Annotated in this window: 14 protein-coding genes; 2 read left to right on the top strand and 12 right to left on the bottom strand. The window is 68.5% G+C overall.

Going from position 1 to position 14,012, the window contains the following annotated elements; translation table 11 throughout:
- Positions 1 to 59 precede the first annotated feature (59 nt).
- The gene (locus BM228_RS11280) at positions 60 to 350 is read left to right on the top strand and encodes a hypothetical protein (protein ID WP_139234078.1); all 291 of its coding nucleotides are present in this window, start codon (positions 60 to 62) and stop codon (positions 348 to 350) included.
- On the opposite strand, the gene BM228_RS11285 is transcribed toward BM228_RS11280, so the two are convergent.
- Positions 351 to 800 carry a Ros/MucR family transcriptional regulator gene (locus BM228_RS11285; protein ID WP_092040055.1) on the bottom strand — a complete coding sequence of 150 codons (450 nt, stop codon included), beginning with the start codon at positions 798 to 800 and terminating at the stop codon, positions 351 to 353. It lies immediately after the preceding gene.
- A 250-nt stretch (positions 801 to 1,050) separates the two neighbouring features.
- A complete protein-coding gene (locus tag BM228_RS11290) occupies positions 1,051 to 2,133 on the bottom strand; it encodes a YeiH family protein (protein WP_425284931.1) in 1,083 nt (360 codons plus the stop codon).
- Between the two features lie 146 nt (positions 2,134 to 2,279).
- Here BM228_RS11290 and BM228_RS11295 point away from each other — a divergent pair, with 146 nt between their 5' ends.
- Positions 2,280 to 2,522: a hypothetical protein gene (locus tag BM228_RS11295; protein WP_092040060.1), complete on the top strand. Its 243-nt coding sequence runs from the start codon at positions 2,280 to 2,282 to the stop codon at positions 2,520 to 2,522.
- A gap of 14 nt (positions 2,523 to 2,536) precedes the next feature.
- On the opposite strand, the gene sorB is transcribed toward BM228_RS11295, so the two are convergent.
- The 10 genes from sorB to BM228_RS11345 form a co-directional block, all read right to left on the bottom strand.
- A complete protein-coding gene (sorB, locus tag BM228_RS11300; protein ID WP_092040062.1) occupies positions 2,537 to 2,863 on the bottom strand; it encodes a SorB family sulfite dehydrogenase c-type cytochrome subunit in 327 nt (108 codons plus the stop codon).
- 11 nt (positions 2,864 to 2,874) lie between these two features.
- A complete protein-coding gene (gene sorA, locus BM228_RS11305; RefSeq protein WP_092040064.1) occupies positions 2,875 to 4,074 on the bottom strand; it encodes a SorA family sulfite dehydrogenase catalytic subunit in 1,200 nt (399 codons plus the stop codon).
- A 285-nt stretch (positions 4,075 to 4,359) separates the two neighbouring features.
- Positions 4,360 to 5,280, bottom strand: a complete 921-nt coding sequence (locus BM228_RS11310; RefSeq protein WP_092040066.1) for an ABC transporter permease — start codon at positions 5,278 to 5,280, stop codon at positions 4,360 to 4,362.
- Complete coding sequence (locus BM228_RS11315) at positions 5,273 to 6,043, bottom strand: ABC transporter ATP-binding protein (RefSeq protein WP_092040068.1); 771 nt, start codon at positions 6,041 to 6,043, stop codon at positions 5,273 to 5,275. The genes BM228_RS11310 and BM228_RS11315 overlap by 8 nt, the downstream gene beginning before the upstream one ends.
- A 386-nt stretch (positions 6,044 to 6,429) precedes the next feature.
- Positions 6,430 to 7,569 carry an amidohydrolase/deacetylase family metallohydrolase gene (locus tag BM228_RS11320; protein WP_092040070.1) on the bottom strand — a complete coding sequence of 380 codons (1,140 nt, stop codon included), beginning with the start codon at positions 7,567 to 7,569 and terminating at the stop codon, positions 6,430 to 6,432.
- 19 nt (positions 7,570 to 7,588) lie between these two features.
- On the bottom strand, positions 7,589 to 8,593 hold the full coding sequence (locus BM228_RS11325) for an ABC transporter ATP-binding protein (RefSeq protein ID WP_244537104.1): 1,005 nt from the start codon (positions 8,591 to 8,593) through the stop codon (positions 7,589 to 7,591).
- 445 nt (positions 8,594 to 9,038) lie between these two features.
- The gene (locus BM228_RS11330) at positions 9,039 to 10,052 is read right to left on the bottom strand and encodes an ABC transporter ATP-binding protein (RefSeq protein ID WP_092040074.1); all 1,014 of its coding nucleotides are present in this window, start codon (positions 10,050 to 10,052) and stop codon (positions 9,039 to 9,041) included.
- Positions 10,049 to 11,023 (bottom strand): ABC transporter permease, encoded by a 975-nt coding sequence (locus BM228_RS11335; protein ID WP_208612022.1) that lies wholly within the window; start codon positions 11,021 to 11,023, stop codon positions 10,049 to 10,051. The genes BM228_RS11330 and BM228_RS11335 overlap by 4 nt, the downstream gene beginning before the upstream one ends.
- Positions 11,020 to 11,961 carry an ABC transporter permease gene (locus tag BM228_RS11340; protein WP_092040076.1) on the bottom strand — a complete coding sequence of 314 codons (942 nt, stop codon included), beginning with the start codon at positions 11,959 to 11,961 and terminating at the stop codon, positions 11,020 to 11,022. The genes BM228_RS11335 and BM228_RS11340 overlap by 4 nt, the downstream gene beginning before the upstream one ends.
- Positions 11,962 to 11,977: 16 nt before the next feature.
- Complete coding sequence (locus BM228_RS11345; protein WP_092040338.1) at positions 11,978 to 13,564, bottom strand: ABC transporter substrate-binding protein; 1,587 nt, start codon at positions 13,562 to 13,564, stop codon at positions 11,978 to 11,980.
- Between the last annotated feature and the right edge of the window lie 448 nt (positions 13,565 to 14,012).

A 14,012-nucleotide genomic window follows, 5' to 3' on the forward strand; every position in this document is an offset into this window, starting at 1 on the left:
ACGGCCGACCGAAACGTCCGTCCCCGCTCACCCCTCGAACGCGGACGGGGACTTTTGACGTGTCGTTCTCAGCCAAGCCCAATGATCCTCAGTCGCCGCGCAAGCGGTCTCTGCCGGACGGGCAGCCGTCCCGGCGCCAAGGATCGGCGCCCCGGGCCGTGCGCCGGCCGGGGACAGACAACCGCCGCCCGCAGACGCATACGGCGGTCACAGAGGTCGCCGAGATCGTCGGCGCCCAGATCATCTACCTGAGCTGGGCCGACACCTTCGGGCGGCCGCCCTGTGCTTTGTGGCCCGGGATGACCGCGCGCGTGCTGCCGTTCCGCCCGCGACAGGCGGTTGCCGGCTGATCAGCCGTTCGTACCGGTCCTGCGCTCTTCGGCGCGGGCACCGGGAACGCCGAGGCCGATCGCCTTGGCGAGGGCCGAGCGCTGCGCGGCGTAGCCCGGCGCGGTCATCGGATAATCGGCCGGCAGGCTGTAGCGCTCGCGATACCGCTCCGGCGTGAGGCCGTGGGCCGTCAGGTGGCGCTTCAGCGTCTTGTACGACCGGCCGTCGATGAAGCTGATGATGCCGTCCTGCTGGACCGACTTGCGGATCTGCGCCGCATTCGGCGGCTCGATCACGGGCTCGGCCTCGACAGGCAGCTTCCGGCCGAGATTGACCAGCGCGCCATGCACGCTGGCGATCAGCGCCGGCAGGGAAGTCGGCGGCACGGGGTTGTTCGACACATAGGCCGCGACGACGTCGCCGACCAGCACGGCGAGTTCGGTGCTGCTCTCAGGAATCGTTTCGGGCACGACGGAAGATCCAGTCTAAGATTTCGTTGGTGACACCACGTTTCCAAAGCAAAAATCATCCCAGTGTCAAGATGGTTTCTTCAGCCGATCACCGATCGCCGTAGAATTTTAATGCATCTCTTAGGAAAGCGGTTTCGGTACAGCGTGTTTTCAACGCGCAAATCGGTCATTCTTCTGGGGCTGACACACCTAAAACTAGAGAAAATTTTAAATACGAGACTCAGAAAGCGGGCTGATTCTGTCCCCGCACTCAACCGATCCCCAGGCCGCGGATGAGACCGAGGCTGACGGCGACGAGGACAGCGAGCGACGCGGTCACCGCCAGGGTGACCCGGCCGCCGACCCGGGCGAGCACGCGCACGTCGACGCCGAGGCCCAGGGCCGCCATGGACAGGACCGTGAGCACGCCCGCGAGCTGGGTCAGCGGCTTGACCGCCGTATCCGGGATCAGCCCGAGGGACCGAGCCGTGGCGAGCGCCAGGAAGCCCAGGATGAACCAGGGCACCAGCTTAGTCAGGCCGGGACGAGCCTTGGCACCGGCTCCCTCGGTCCCGGGTTCCCGGGGCAGGCGCGGGGCGATCAGCGAGAAGGCCACCACCACGGGTCCGAGCATCAGCACGCGCACGAGCTTGACCAGGGTGCCGACCTGCGTGGACAGCAGGCTCACCGGCACGGTCGCGGCCAGGACCTGCGGCACCGCGTAGACGGTGAGGCCGGCGAGCACGCCGTACTGGTTGTCGCTCAAGCCAGCGAGCGGCACGAACAGCGGCAGGCCCAGCACCATCAGCACGCCGAGCACCGCAGTGAACGCGATGGCCGCCGCGATGTCCTTGGGCTGGGCCCCGATCACCGGCGCCACCGCGGCGATGGCCGAGTTGCCGCAAATCGCGTTGCCGCATGCCACCAGGATCGCCATCCGGGACGGCAGGCCGAGCACCCGGCAGATCCCGATGCTGGCCGCGATGCCGATCACCACGGTGCCGACGATGCCGGCGAGCAGCGCCGGGCCGGAGGCCAGGATCGCACCGAGGCTGAGCGAGGCCCCGAGCAGCACGACGGCGACCTCCAGAAGTTGCTTGGCCGAGAACGCGATGCCGGTGCGGAACCGGGCATCCGGCGTCCAGACGGTGCGCACCGCGATGCCGATCAGGATCGCCAGCACCAGGGCCTCGACATAGGGGTGGCCGGCGACGCGCTCCTCGAACGCCTGGGCCGCCATCGCCACGGCGGTGATCGCCGCGCACAGGCCGATACCGGGCAGCACGGAGGCGGACGCCGCATCCCGCACGGCCGCGCCGGTTTCGCCCGTTCGGGACGAGGTTCTGGGACTCACGACGGTCGCTCCGCGGTCGACATCCGAATGAAGGGAAGAAAACGTTTGTCGCGAGCGCGCAAGAGAGAACGACCATCTACTGCGGGAGAAATCTTCGGAAGACGCGTCCATTGCATGGCGGGGTTCGGAGCGCGAAATTCACCCTCATGCGCACCACCCCTGACATCCGGTCGACGACGATGGCGTTCGACCCCTTTGGCGAGCCTGTCGCCCAAGGCGTGGCCGAGGCTTGCCCGACCGCTGCGGGTGATCGGACCGCCCGCCGGATCGGCGGCGCCGTGTTTTGGACGCTCGCGCTGGCGATCCTGGCCGGCCGCATCTACGCCTACGACATGCCGGCGGTGCAGACGGCGGCATCCTACGTCGCGCAGGTCGTGGCCCTGCGCTGAGGCGCGGCCGTCGCTCAATAGGTATCCGCCAGATAGGCCGCGATCGCGCGACCGTCCGCCTCGTCGATCGGGGCGTGATAGACCTTGATCATCTTGGTCACCTCCGCGTCCCAGAACGCCTTGCCCCGGCCCGGCGGCTGCGTGGCGATGTAGTCGACCGAGTGGCACGTCTGGCAATTGGCCTGGGCCGCCGCAAATCCCGGGCCCTGGCTGCCCCCCTCCCCGTCCTTGGGCGTCTTCAGCTGCGCCGAGGGATCCGGCACCGCGTAGCTGCGCGGTGCGGACAGGGCCGCGCCGGCGATCAGGCTGGCACCCAGCGACCCGAGCAGAAGCGCGCGCATCCCGTTTCTCCTCACGCCGCCCGGACCCGGGTGGTCTCCACCACATTGCGCATGTAGCCGGACGGATGCCAGCGCGCCTCCATGGGCTGCGTGCTGCCATCCTGGGCCGTAGCCCGGACCCGGAGCGCATGCGCGCCCGGGGTCAGGTCGAGGTCGAGCGACCAGGGCCGGAACGCATAAGCGCCGAGATCCTGGCCGAGCTCGGCCTTCGTCCAGGTCCGGCCGTCATTGGCGGACACTTCCACCACCCGGATGCCGGAGCCGCCGTCGAACGCGATGCCGCGCAGGCGTGTGAGTCCCGCCTTGATATCCGCCCCGTCGGCGAGGCTGGTTAGGAACGCGCGCACGTTGAGGCGCCCGATCGGCACCGTGGCGGTGGCGGCCTGGCCGGGCTCCGTGCAGGCGCAGGCATTGTCCGGGATGCGGTAGGCGCTCTTCATGAAGAAGCCGTCGAACGGCGTGTCGCGGATCGTGATGGCGTTGAGGTGCTTGACCCAGTAGGTGCCGTAGAAGCCCGGCACCACGAGGCGCAGCGGGAATCCGTTGAGCCAGGGCAGGTCCGCGCCGTTCATGGCCCAGGCCAGCATCACCTGCCCGTCGCGGGCGTGGTCGAGGCCGAGCGCCTTCACGAAATCCGGGGTCTCCGGCAGGACCGGCCCGTCCAGCCCATCGAAGGTGACCTGCACGGCCCCGGCCTTCACGCCGGCTCGGTCCAGCACGCTCTTCAACGGTACGCCGGTCCAACGGGCGCAGCCCATGGCGCCGTTGCCGAGCTGACCGCCGGCCATGCGCGGCTCGAAGAAGCCCCGGGAATTGCCCGAGCATTGGTTGACGGCCACGATCTCATTCTGCGGCATCGCCTTGATCTCGGCGAGCGAGAGCGAGACCGGGTGCTCGACATGACCCGTCACGCCGAGCCGAAACGTCTCCGGGTCGATCTCCAACGGGATGTCGGCCAAGTGGTAGCGCACGAAGAAGGCGTCGCTGGGGGTGATCGCCCCCTCATCGAACACCGAGAACGGCGTTTCCAGTTGCGGTGGCCGGGCTGTTGTCTGGATAAGCGGGCGCTTGCCCGGATAGGCCACCAGCGGACGCGCGCCATTGCCGAACGGAAGCGCGATCTCCTCGGCCCAGGCACGCGCGGGCGCCGCGGCTGCCGCGAGCGTGCCGAGGCCGCCCTGCAGCACCCGGCGCCTGTCGAGATGAGCCATCGTCGCGTCCCTGTTCAGCGGCCCCGGAGAGCCGAGCGATCCTGCGCGAACGCCTTTTGATGAGGCGATCACCGGGAGGGCTCTACTGGGACGGTGTATCAGAATTTCTTCTGACCGAGGCGGCTCGCGATGAAGCCTACGTGTTTCACGGGAAACATCACGCCCTGGTCACCTCAGCTCTGTGAGCCGGACCACGAAGGCATGCGCCTCGGCCAAAGACAGGTTCGGCATGGTCGAGGCTCGGGTTCGCAGCGCGTCTTGACCCGTCGCCAAGCCGGATTTCGATCAGGTCTGCATCCCCCAGCGCTGGATGGTCCGCCGCTCGATGGTCTGAAAAATCAGGTTCTCGACCACGAGACCGATCAGGATCACAGTGAGCAGCCCGGCGAACACGTTCGGGATGTCGAGCATGTTCTTGTTCTCGAAGATGAACCAGCCGAGACCGCCCGCCCCGGACGAGACTCCGAACACCAGCTCGGCCGCGATCAGGGTGCGCCACGCGAAGGCCCAGCCGACCTTCAGGCCGGTGAGGATCGACGGGAAGGCCGCCGGGATCAGGATCTTGCCGATCAGCCGCGGGCCCGACAACCCGTAATTGCGCCCGACCATCCGGAGCGTCCGGCTCACCGACAGGAAGCCGGAATGGGTGTTGAGCGCGATCGCCCAGGTCACCGAGTGGACCAGCACGAAGATCAGGCTGCCGTTGCCCAGCCCGAACCAGATCAGCGCCAGCGGCAGCAGCGCGATCGCCGGCAGCGGGTTGAACATCGACGTCAGGGTCTCGAGGAAGTCGGTGCCGATCCGCGACGCGATGGCGATGCCGGTGAGCACGGTCGCCAGCGCGACGCCGGCGGCATAGCCCATCAGCAGCACCTTCAGCGAGCTCCAGGCCCGGGCCGGCAGCGTGCCGTCGGCGACAGCCCGGAAGAACGCCTCCATGGTGGCCGAGAAGGTCGGGAACAGCAGGTCGTTGTCGAGGTAGCGCCCGTAGGCTTCCCAGATCCCCGCGAGCAGGACCAGGATCAGGATCTTGCGCAGCCACGCCTGGTTGTAGAGCCGCTCGAACACCGAGAGCGGCTTCTCCACCACCGGGGCGCCGTGGGCCTGCCCGGTCTCCCGGACGATCTCGGGGCGGACCGACTCCGCAGCGACCGGGCGCGGCGGTATGGTCAGGGGGGCGCCGGTCAGAACGCGGGCGTTAGACATTCTCCGCCTCCTCGATCTCTTCCGAGAACAGCATCTGCTGGATGCGGCTCTCCAGCCGCAGCGCCGCTTCCGGCGTGGCGGCGCTGTTGAGCTCGGCCTTGACCTCGCCGGGATGGGGCGAGAGCAGCAGGATGCGCGAGCCGACCTTGATCGCCTCGGGGATCGAGTGCGTGACGAACAGGACCGTGAAGCGCGTCTCGTCCCAGAGCATCATCAGCTCGTCCTGCATGCGCCGCCGAGTGAGCGCATCGAGGGCCGCGAAGGGCTCGTCCATCAGCAGGATGTCGGGCTCCATCGCCATGCCGCGGGCGATGGCGACGCGTTGCTTCATGCCGCCCGAGAGGGTGTGCGGGTAGCTGTCGGCGAACTTCGTGAGATTGACCTTGTCGATGTAGAGGTTGGCCCGCTCCAGCGCCTCACGGCCTTTCAGCCGGCCCGAGGCTTCGAGGGCGAAGACCACGTTCTGCCGGACCGTCTTCCACGGCAGGAGCTGGTCGAATTCCTGGAACACCATCATCCGGTCGGGCCCGGGCTCGGTCACCGAGCGGCCCTTGAGCCGGATCTCCCCCTCGGTGGGGGCCATGTAGCCGCCCACCGCCTTGAGCAGGGTCGACTTCCCGCAGCCTGACGGCCCGAGCAGGACGAACCGGTCCCCGGGCCAGACCTTGAAACTCACCCGATAGGTGGCCGTGACGAGGTGGTCGGGCGTCTTGTAGCGGAGCGTGACGCCGTCCACCTCCAGCAGAGGCTGACCCGTACCCATCCATCCTCCCTGGCGCCGCGGCTTGAGCCGCGTGTCGCTGACGGCCCGGAGATGGTCCGGGCCTCACGGGAAAGTGTAGGAGCGATGCAGAGAGCCTGTAAAGCGGTGTATTCTTGATAAACTAGGATTGCTGTCCGGATGAGCCCGATTGTTTCGTCTATCCCGGTCTGCCGCTCAGGTTCGGGAATATCTTACAGAGCCGTTCCTGGCGGGCAGCGAATGCGGCGTGCTCGGTACGCCTCTCGGTCGAAGCGCCCGTTCGATAGTCCCGCACCGTCATTGCGAGCGCAGCGAAGCAAGCTAGGGAAACGCCACCTTCGGGGATCGCGCGCTGCCTTGGGTTGCTTCGCTGCACTCGCAATGACGGTCGAGCGTGCCTCCCCATCTCAAACCGGGTGCCACCACCGGCCCCGCAGCACCACGCCCTCGGAAAAGATCCGCTGGGCGCCGGTCATGTGCTCGCCCCTTGTGTCCACATAATCGAATGCGCCGTCTTGCACCGACAGCACGGTGGCGTCGCCGAGCGCCCCGACCTTCAGGGTGCCGTATTCCATGCGCTTCACCGCCACCGCGGCGTTGACCGTGGAGGCGGCGATGACCTCGTGCAGGCTCATGCCGAGGCAGAGCATTTTGGACATGGTGGTGACTTGGTCGAAGGCCGGACCGTCGATGCAGAGCTGGTGCACGTCGGACGAGATCGTGTCCGGCAGGAAGCCGCCGGCCAGCATGGCCCGGGCGGTCTTGAACGCGAACGAGCCCTTGCCGTGGCCGATATCGAACAGCACGCCCCGGGCCCGGGCTTCGCGGAGCGCCGGCTTGACCGCCCCCTGCGCGGTCACGGGCGAGTTCGGGAACGGCCGGAAGGCGTGGGTCAGCACGTCGCCGGGGCGCAGCATCGCGAGCACCTCCTCGTAGCTCGGCGGCGGCTCGTCGATATGGGCCATTAGCGGCAGGCCGGTCTCTTCCGCGACCTGGAGGGCGATGTTGAGCGGCGCGGTGCCCTGGTCTCCGGAGGAGTTGCGCCCGACCCGGACCTTGATGCCGATAATCACGTCCCGGTTGGCCTCGGCCACCTCTAAGGCCTCACGGGGCGCCATCAGCCGCGGGTCCTGGCTCTCGCCGACCATGATCGTCTTCGAGAAGGCGTAGATTCCGGCGAACGACACGTGGAGATAGGCGAGGATGCGCGCCTCCGACCGGTCGATCACGTGCGTGCGAAAGCCGGCAAAGTTGCCCGGCCCGGCGCTGCCCGTATCGACCGAGGTGGTCACCCCGGAGGTGCGGCAGAATTCGTCGGCGTCGATGCCGATCGAGGTGCCGCCCCAGTAGACATGGGTGTGCAGGTCGATCAGCCCGGGGGTGACGATCGCCCCACCCATCTCCCGGACCTGCGTGCCCGGGCCCGCGACTAGGTCCCGGCCGAAGCCGGAGACGCGGCCTTCCGCGAAGGCGACGTCACAGAGCCCGTCGTGGTTCTGCGACGGGTCGATCACCCGGGCGCCCTTGAGGATCAGGTCGTGCTGCACGGCTGTCTCCGGTCCGGTCTCAGGCGGCCACGGCGGCAACAGTGCCGTCGTTGAGGTGGCAGGCGGCCAGATGGCCGGCGCCCACGGTGTCGAGGCGGGGCTCCTCGACCCGGCAACGGTCGAAGGCCTGCGGGCAGCGGGTGTGGAAGCGGCAGCCGGCGGGCGGGTTGATCGGGCTCGGCACGTCGCCCTTGAGCACGATGCGGGTGCGCCCGGCCCCGGGCTCCGGGATCGGCACCGCGGAGAGCAGCGCCTGGGTGTAGGGGTGCTTCGGGGCCAGGAACAGCGCCCGGCGCGGGCCGATCTCGACGATCTTACCGAGATACATCACCGCTACCCGGTGGGTCATGTGCTCGACGATGGCGAGGTCGTGCGAGATGAACAGCATGGCGAGGTCGAGCTCGCGCTGCAGGTCGCGCAGCAGGTTGACGATCTGCGCCTTCACCGAGACGTCGAGCGCCGAGACCGCCTCGTCGCAGATGATCAGGTCCGGCTCGGCGGCGAGCGCCCGGGCGATGCCGATGCGCTGCCGCTGGCCGCCCGAGAATTCGTGGGGCCAGCGGCCCAAGGCCTCCCGCGGCAGCCCGACCCGCTCCATCAGGGCGGCGAGCTTCGCCTCGAGATCGGCCGAGCCCTTGGCCAGCCCGAAATTGCGGATCGGCTCGGCCAGGATCGCCCGCACCCGCATCCGCGGGTTGAGGGACGAGAACGGGTCCTGGAACACCATCTGCATCCGCCGCCGCAAGGGCCGCAGGGTGCCGGCCGAGAGGTCGTCGATGCGCCGGCCCGCCAGCACCACCTGCCCGGCCGTGGGGGCGTAGAGGCGCATCAGCGCCTTGGCGACCGTGGACTTGCCGCAACCGGACTCGCCGACCAGCGACAGGGTCTCGCCCCGGTCCACCGTGAAGGACAGGCCGTCCACCGCCTTGAGCACCCGGGCGGACCGGCCGAACAGGCCGCCGCCGAGGGAGAAGTGTTTTTTCAGGTCGTTGACCTGGAGAAGCGTGCGGGCGGTGGTGGTCACGGGCGGCCTCCCGGGATCGCTTTGATCGCGGCTGCCCATTCCCCTCTGCGGCTTGCAAGGCTCTCACCGGGCCTTGTGCCGGCGACGACGCGCCCCCTCTCCCGTGCGGGAGAGGGTTGGGGTGAGGGACCAGATTTCTCCGGAGAGGTCGCATCCCTCACCCTGTCCCTCTCCCGCACGGGAGAGGGGACCCGCGCCTTATGCGGTCGAAGATGGGTGAATCCGCCCATCGCTCTACGGGGGTGAGTAGCCCCCGCGTCAGCAGGGGTCAGGCCGGGAAGAAGGGCCACGCGACGGTGTAGGATGTGGCGGTCACCGCGACCTATCCAGAAGCGGCGCTCCCCTCTCCCCCCCTGCTCCGCAGGGTACCCTCCCCCGCAGAGGGGGGAGGGGAAAGCGCGCGGCCGCCTCGGGAGGCCCGATCTCGCGGTTTCACGAAAAAAAATCATGCCGCGAGGGCGTCCTTGGGCGCGTAGTGGCAGGCGGCGAGGTGGGCGGGGGCTTTTGGCTCCAGGGCCGGGGCGTAGGTGCGGCACAGGTCGGTCACGTCCGGGCAGCGGCCGGCGAAGACGCAGCCTTCGATCCGCTGCTTCAGGCTCGGGACCATGCCGGGGATCTCGGCGAGGCGCTCGGTGGCGCCGTGCTCGACCGCGCCGAGCTTGGGCACCGCCCCCATCAGGCCGCGGGTGTAGGGGTGGCGTGGCGCCCGGAACAGGTCGCGGACCGGCGCCTCCTCGACCTTCCGGCCGGCATACATCACCACCACCCGGTCGGCGACCTCGGCGACCACGCCGAGATCGTGGGTGATCAGCATGATCGCGGCGCCGACCCGGCGCTTCAGGTCGCGCATCAGGTCGAGGATCTGGGCCTGGATGGTCACGTCGAGGGCCGTGGTCGGCTCGTCGGCGATCAAGAGCTTGGGCGAGCATGCGAGCGCGATGGCGATCATCACCCGCTGGCGCATGCCGCCGGAGAGCTGGTGCGGGTATTCCCGGACCCGGCGCACGGGCTCGGGGATGCCGACCAGCGTCAGCATCTCCACCGCCCGCGCCTCGGCCTCGCGTCGGCTCAGGCCCTGGTGCAGCCGCAGGGTCTCGCCGATCTGGCGGCCGACGGTCAGCACCGGGTTCAAGCTGGTCATCGGCTCCTGGAAGATGACGCTGATGTCGTTGCCGCGGATCTTGCGCATCGCGTTGATGGGCAGGTCGAGGAGGTTTTCTCCTTCGAACCGGATGGCGCCGGCGATGCTGGCCGGCGGCTCGGGCAGGAGCCGCAGGATCGACATCGCGGTCACCGACTTGCCGCAGCCGGATTCACCGACGATCGCCAGGGTCTCGCCGGCCTGGATCGCGAAGGACACGCCGTCCACCGCCCGGTTGGCCCCGTCGGGGGTGCGGAAATGGACCTGCAGGTTCTCGATGGAGAGGAGGGGTACGCCGCTCACGCCGGGGCTCCTCATGCGTCTTTCGCCATGCGGGGATCGAGGGCGTCGCGCAGGCCGTCGCCGACGAGGTTCACCGCGAGCACCGTCATCGACAGGAAGATCGCCGGGAACAGGATGATGTAGAACTTCACCTGCCAGAGGGCCCGGCCCTCGGCCATGATGTTGCCCCAGGACGGCGTCGAGGGCGGCACGCCCGCACCGATGAACGACAGGATCGCCTCGGTGATCATCGCGGAGGCGCAGATATAGGTCGCTTGCACGGTCATGGGCGCCAGGGTGTTGGGCAGGATGTGGCGCCAGATGATCGCCGGCATGCGGGTGCCCGTGGTCACGGCGGCCTCGACATAGGGCTGCTCGCGCAGGGACAGCACGACGCCCCGGACCAGCCGTGCGACCCGGGGGATCTCCGCGATGGTGATCGCCACGACGACGTTCTGGACCGAGCCGCGGGTGAGCGCCATCAGGGTGATGGCCAGCAGGATCGGCGGGATCGACATCATGCCGTCGACGATCCGCATGACGATGCCGTCGAGCCAGCGCACCATCCCGGAAATCAGGCCGACCGCGAGTCCCGCCACCGAGGCGAGGAGCGCCACGGAGAAGCCGACCAGCAGCGAGACGCGGGCGCCGTAGACCACGCGCGAGTAGATGTCCCGGCCGAGCATGTCGGTGCCGAACCAGTACTGGGCCGAGGGCACGCGGGTGCGCTTGGCCGGCGCCAGGGCGGTGGGATCGACGGTGCCGAGATAGGGTGCCAGCACCGCCATCAGGAACACGATCAGCAGCAGGATGCCGCCGACCACGATGGTCGGGTGGCGGCGGACATAGGTCCAGACCGGCCCCCGGCGTTTGCGCGCCGGGATCACGTCCGGCATCGGCGTGGCGACGGCGAGGCCCGCGGGGGGCGGCCCCTTGGGCGGCGCGTCCTTGAGCGACGGGTCCCGGGCGAGGGGCGGACCGGAGAGAGGCGCGACGGTCGCGGTCAATAGCGGATCCTCGGGTCGAGCAAGGTGTAGAACAGGTCGATGGCGAGGTTCACCAGCACGTAGACGAAGCTGAACAGCAGGACGACGCCCTGGATGACCGGGTAATCACGCCGCAGGATCGCATCGACCGTGAGGCGCCCGAGGCCGGGAATCGCGAAGACCGTCTCGGTGACCACGGCGCCGCCGATCAGCAGGGCGATGCCGATGCCGATCACGGTGACGATCGGCACCGCAGCGTTCTTGAGGGCGTGAATGAACAGCACCGGCCCCTGCCCCAGACCCTTGGCCCGGGCGGTGCGGACGTAATCTTGGCTCAGCACGTCCAGCATGGTCGCCCGCGTCACCCGGGCGATCAGCGCGATGTAGACGAGGCCCAGCGTCACCGCGGGCAGGATCAGGTTCGAGAACCACGGCCACAGGCCCTGCTCGATCGGCGTGTAGCCCTGCACCGGCAGCCAGCCGAGTTCGAGGGCGAACACGTAGGCCAGCACGTAGCCGACCACGAAGACCGGCACGGAAAAACCCAGCACGGCGAGACCCATGACCAGCCGGTCGATCAGACTGCCGGCCTTCCAGGCCGCCACGACGCCCAGCGGCACCGCCACCACGATGGCCAGGACCAGGGTGACCAGCATCAGCGACACGGTCGGCTGCACCCGCTGGCCGATCATCGTGGTGACCGGAAGGTTGGTGAAGATCGAGGTGCCGAGATCCCCATGGAGGATCTGCCAGGACCATTCGCCGAACCGCACCAGGAACGGCCGGTCGAGGCCGAGCGAGGCGCGGATGCGCGCCACGTCGTCCGGCGTCGCCTGATCACCCGCGATAATCGCGGCCGGATCGCCGGGGGCGAAGTAGAGGAGGCTGAAGACGAACAAGCCGACCACCGCCATCACCGGGATGGTGGCCAGGATGCGCCTGCCGATATAGCCGAGCATGGGACGCCTCCTCGCTTCAGGCCTTCGACACGCCCCAGGTGAACGGGATCGGCCCCTTCACGATGCCCGAGACGTTCTTGCGCCAGGCCTGGTAGCCGAGGAAGAACCCGGTCGGGACGTAGACCACGCCCTCGCAGGCGGCGGCGTTGACCTTGTCGATGGCGGCCTTCTCGGCAGCCGGATCGGCCGCGTCGAACCATTCGGCGATGGCCGCCTCCACGGGTGGGACGTTCGGCCAGCCGAACCAGGCCTTGTCGCCGCTGGCCCGGACCGCCGGATAGCCCGCCGGGTTGATGCAGTCGGCGCCCGCGTGCCAGGTGTGGAACATGTTCCAGCCGCCCTGGTTCGGGGGAGCCTTGGAGGCCCGGCGGGTGCCGGTGGTGCCCCAGTCGGTGGCGACGAAATCGACGTTGAAGCCCATCTGCTTCAGCAGGTCGGCGGTGATGTCGCCCTGCGCCTTGGTGATCGGCTGGTCCTGCGCCACGACGCAGACCACGGGCTCGCCCTTGTAGCCGGCTTCCTTGAGCAGCTTCTGGCCGAGCTTGATGTCGCCCTTGCCGACCTGGGCCCCCCCGGCGTCGCTGAACAACGGCGTGCCCGGGGTGAAGAAGCCCGGCAGCTTCTTCCAGAGACTGTCGTCGTCGCCGACGATCGCCCGCATGTAATCCTCCTGGCTCATGGCGGTGAGCACGGCCTGGCGGATCTTCGGGTTGTCGAAGGGCGGATACAGGTGGTTCATCCGGAACGACCCGACATTGCCCAGCGGGTCGGCGATATCGACGTTGAGATTGGCGTTCTTGCGCAGGAGCGGCACGAGGTCGGAGATCGGGTTTTCCCACCAGTCGACCTCGCCGTTCTGCAACGCCGCCGAGGCGGTGGCCGCATCCGGCATGATCACCCACTCGACCCGGTCGACCAGGATGCGCTTGCCGCCGGCCAGCCAGGAATTCGGCTCGTCGCGGGGCTTGTAGTCGGCAAATTTCTGGAAGACGGCCCGGGCGCCCGGCACCCATTCGTTGCGCACGAAGGTCATCGGGCCGGAGCCGACATATTCGGTGATCTGCGTGAACGGGTCGGTCTTGGCGATCCGCTCCGGCATGATCAGAGCCATCGGGGCGTTGGTCTTACCCAAAGCGTAGAGAAGTTTCGGGAACGGCTTCTTCAGGCGCCAGCGGAAGGTCCGGTCGTCGACGGCGGCGAGATCGTCCTGGATCGCCCGGATCATCAGGCCCAGCGGGTCGCGGGCCATCCACCGGGTCAGGCTCGCGACGACGTCCTTGGACAGGACCGGCTCGCCGTCGTGGAACTTGAGGCCGGGACGCAGCCGGAAGGTCCAGGTCAGATGGTCCCCCGAGACTTCCTCGGACTCGACCATCTGCCGCTGCGGCTTCAGCTGCGCGTCGACCCCGTAGAGCAGGTCCCAGACGAGGGTGCCGGCGTTGCGCACCACGTATTGGGTGCCCCAGATGGGATCGAAATTGGCGAGGTTCGCCTGGGGCACGAAGCGCAGAACCTTGGCGCCCTGCGCCACGGCCGGCCTCGCGATCTGCGGAGCGGCCAGCCCGATCGCGGCCGAGCCCTTGAGGAAGGTCCTGCGGTCCATCGTGATCTCCCTGGTCGGCGGGATCTCGATCCCGGCCACCGGCCCGCACCCGCGGTGCGTCTATGAATCGGTCGACGGAAGGCTCCGGCCATCCATCACGACCGGAGCAAGCTGGATTGTCACGCGAACAGCAGCATGCGCCAGTTCCTCGCTACCGCAAGACGGTTTTGGGGAATTGGATACGCGTTTTCCGTAGCCTGTTCGGCAGCATCCGCCCGCCGGATACGGGCTGAGGGCTGCACCGGAGGGGCGACGGGGCTGTATCGCGGGTCATCATGCTCACGGACGACGTCACGCAAGCTCCGCGCCACCGGGGGCGAAAGAGAATTCAGAATGCAGCGCCGATCCCGCGGCTGCGTGCGCGAAGGACCGGGATTCCAAAGGGCCTGCGGCCCTTTGGCGGGGTTCGGGGGCGGAGCCCCTGATCAATCCGCAGGGCTCTGCCCTG

This window comes from Methylobacterium pseudosasicola (genome assembly GCF_900114535.1).
Classification (GTDB): domain Bacteria; phylum Pseudomonadota; class Alphaproteobacteria; order Rhizobiales; family Beijerinckiaceae; genus Methylobacterium; species Methylobacterium pseudosasicola.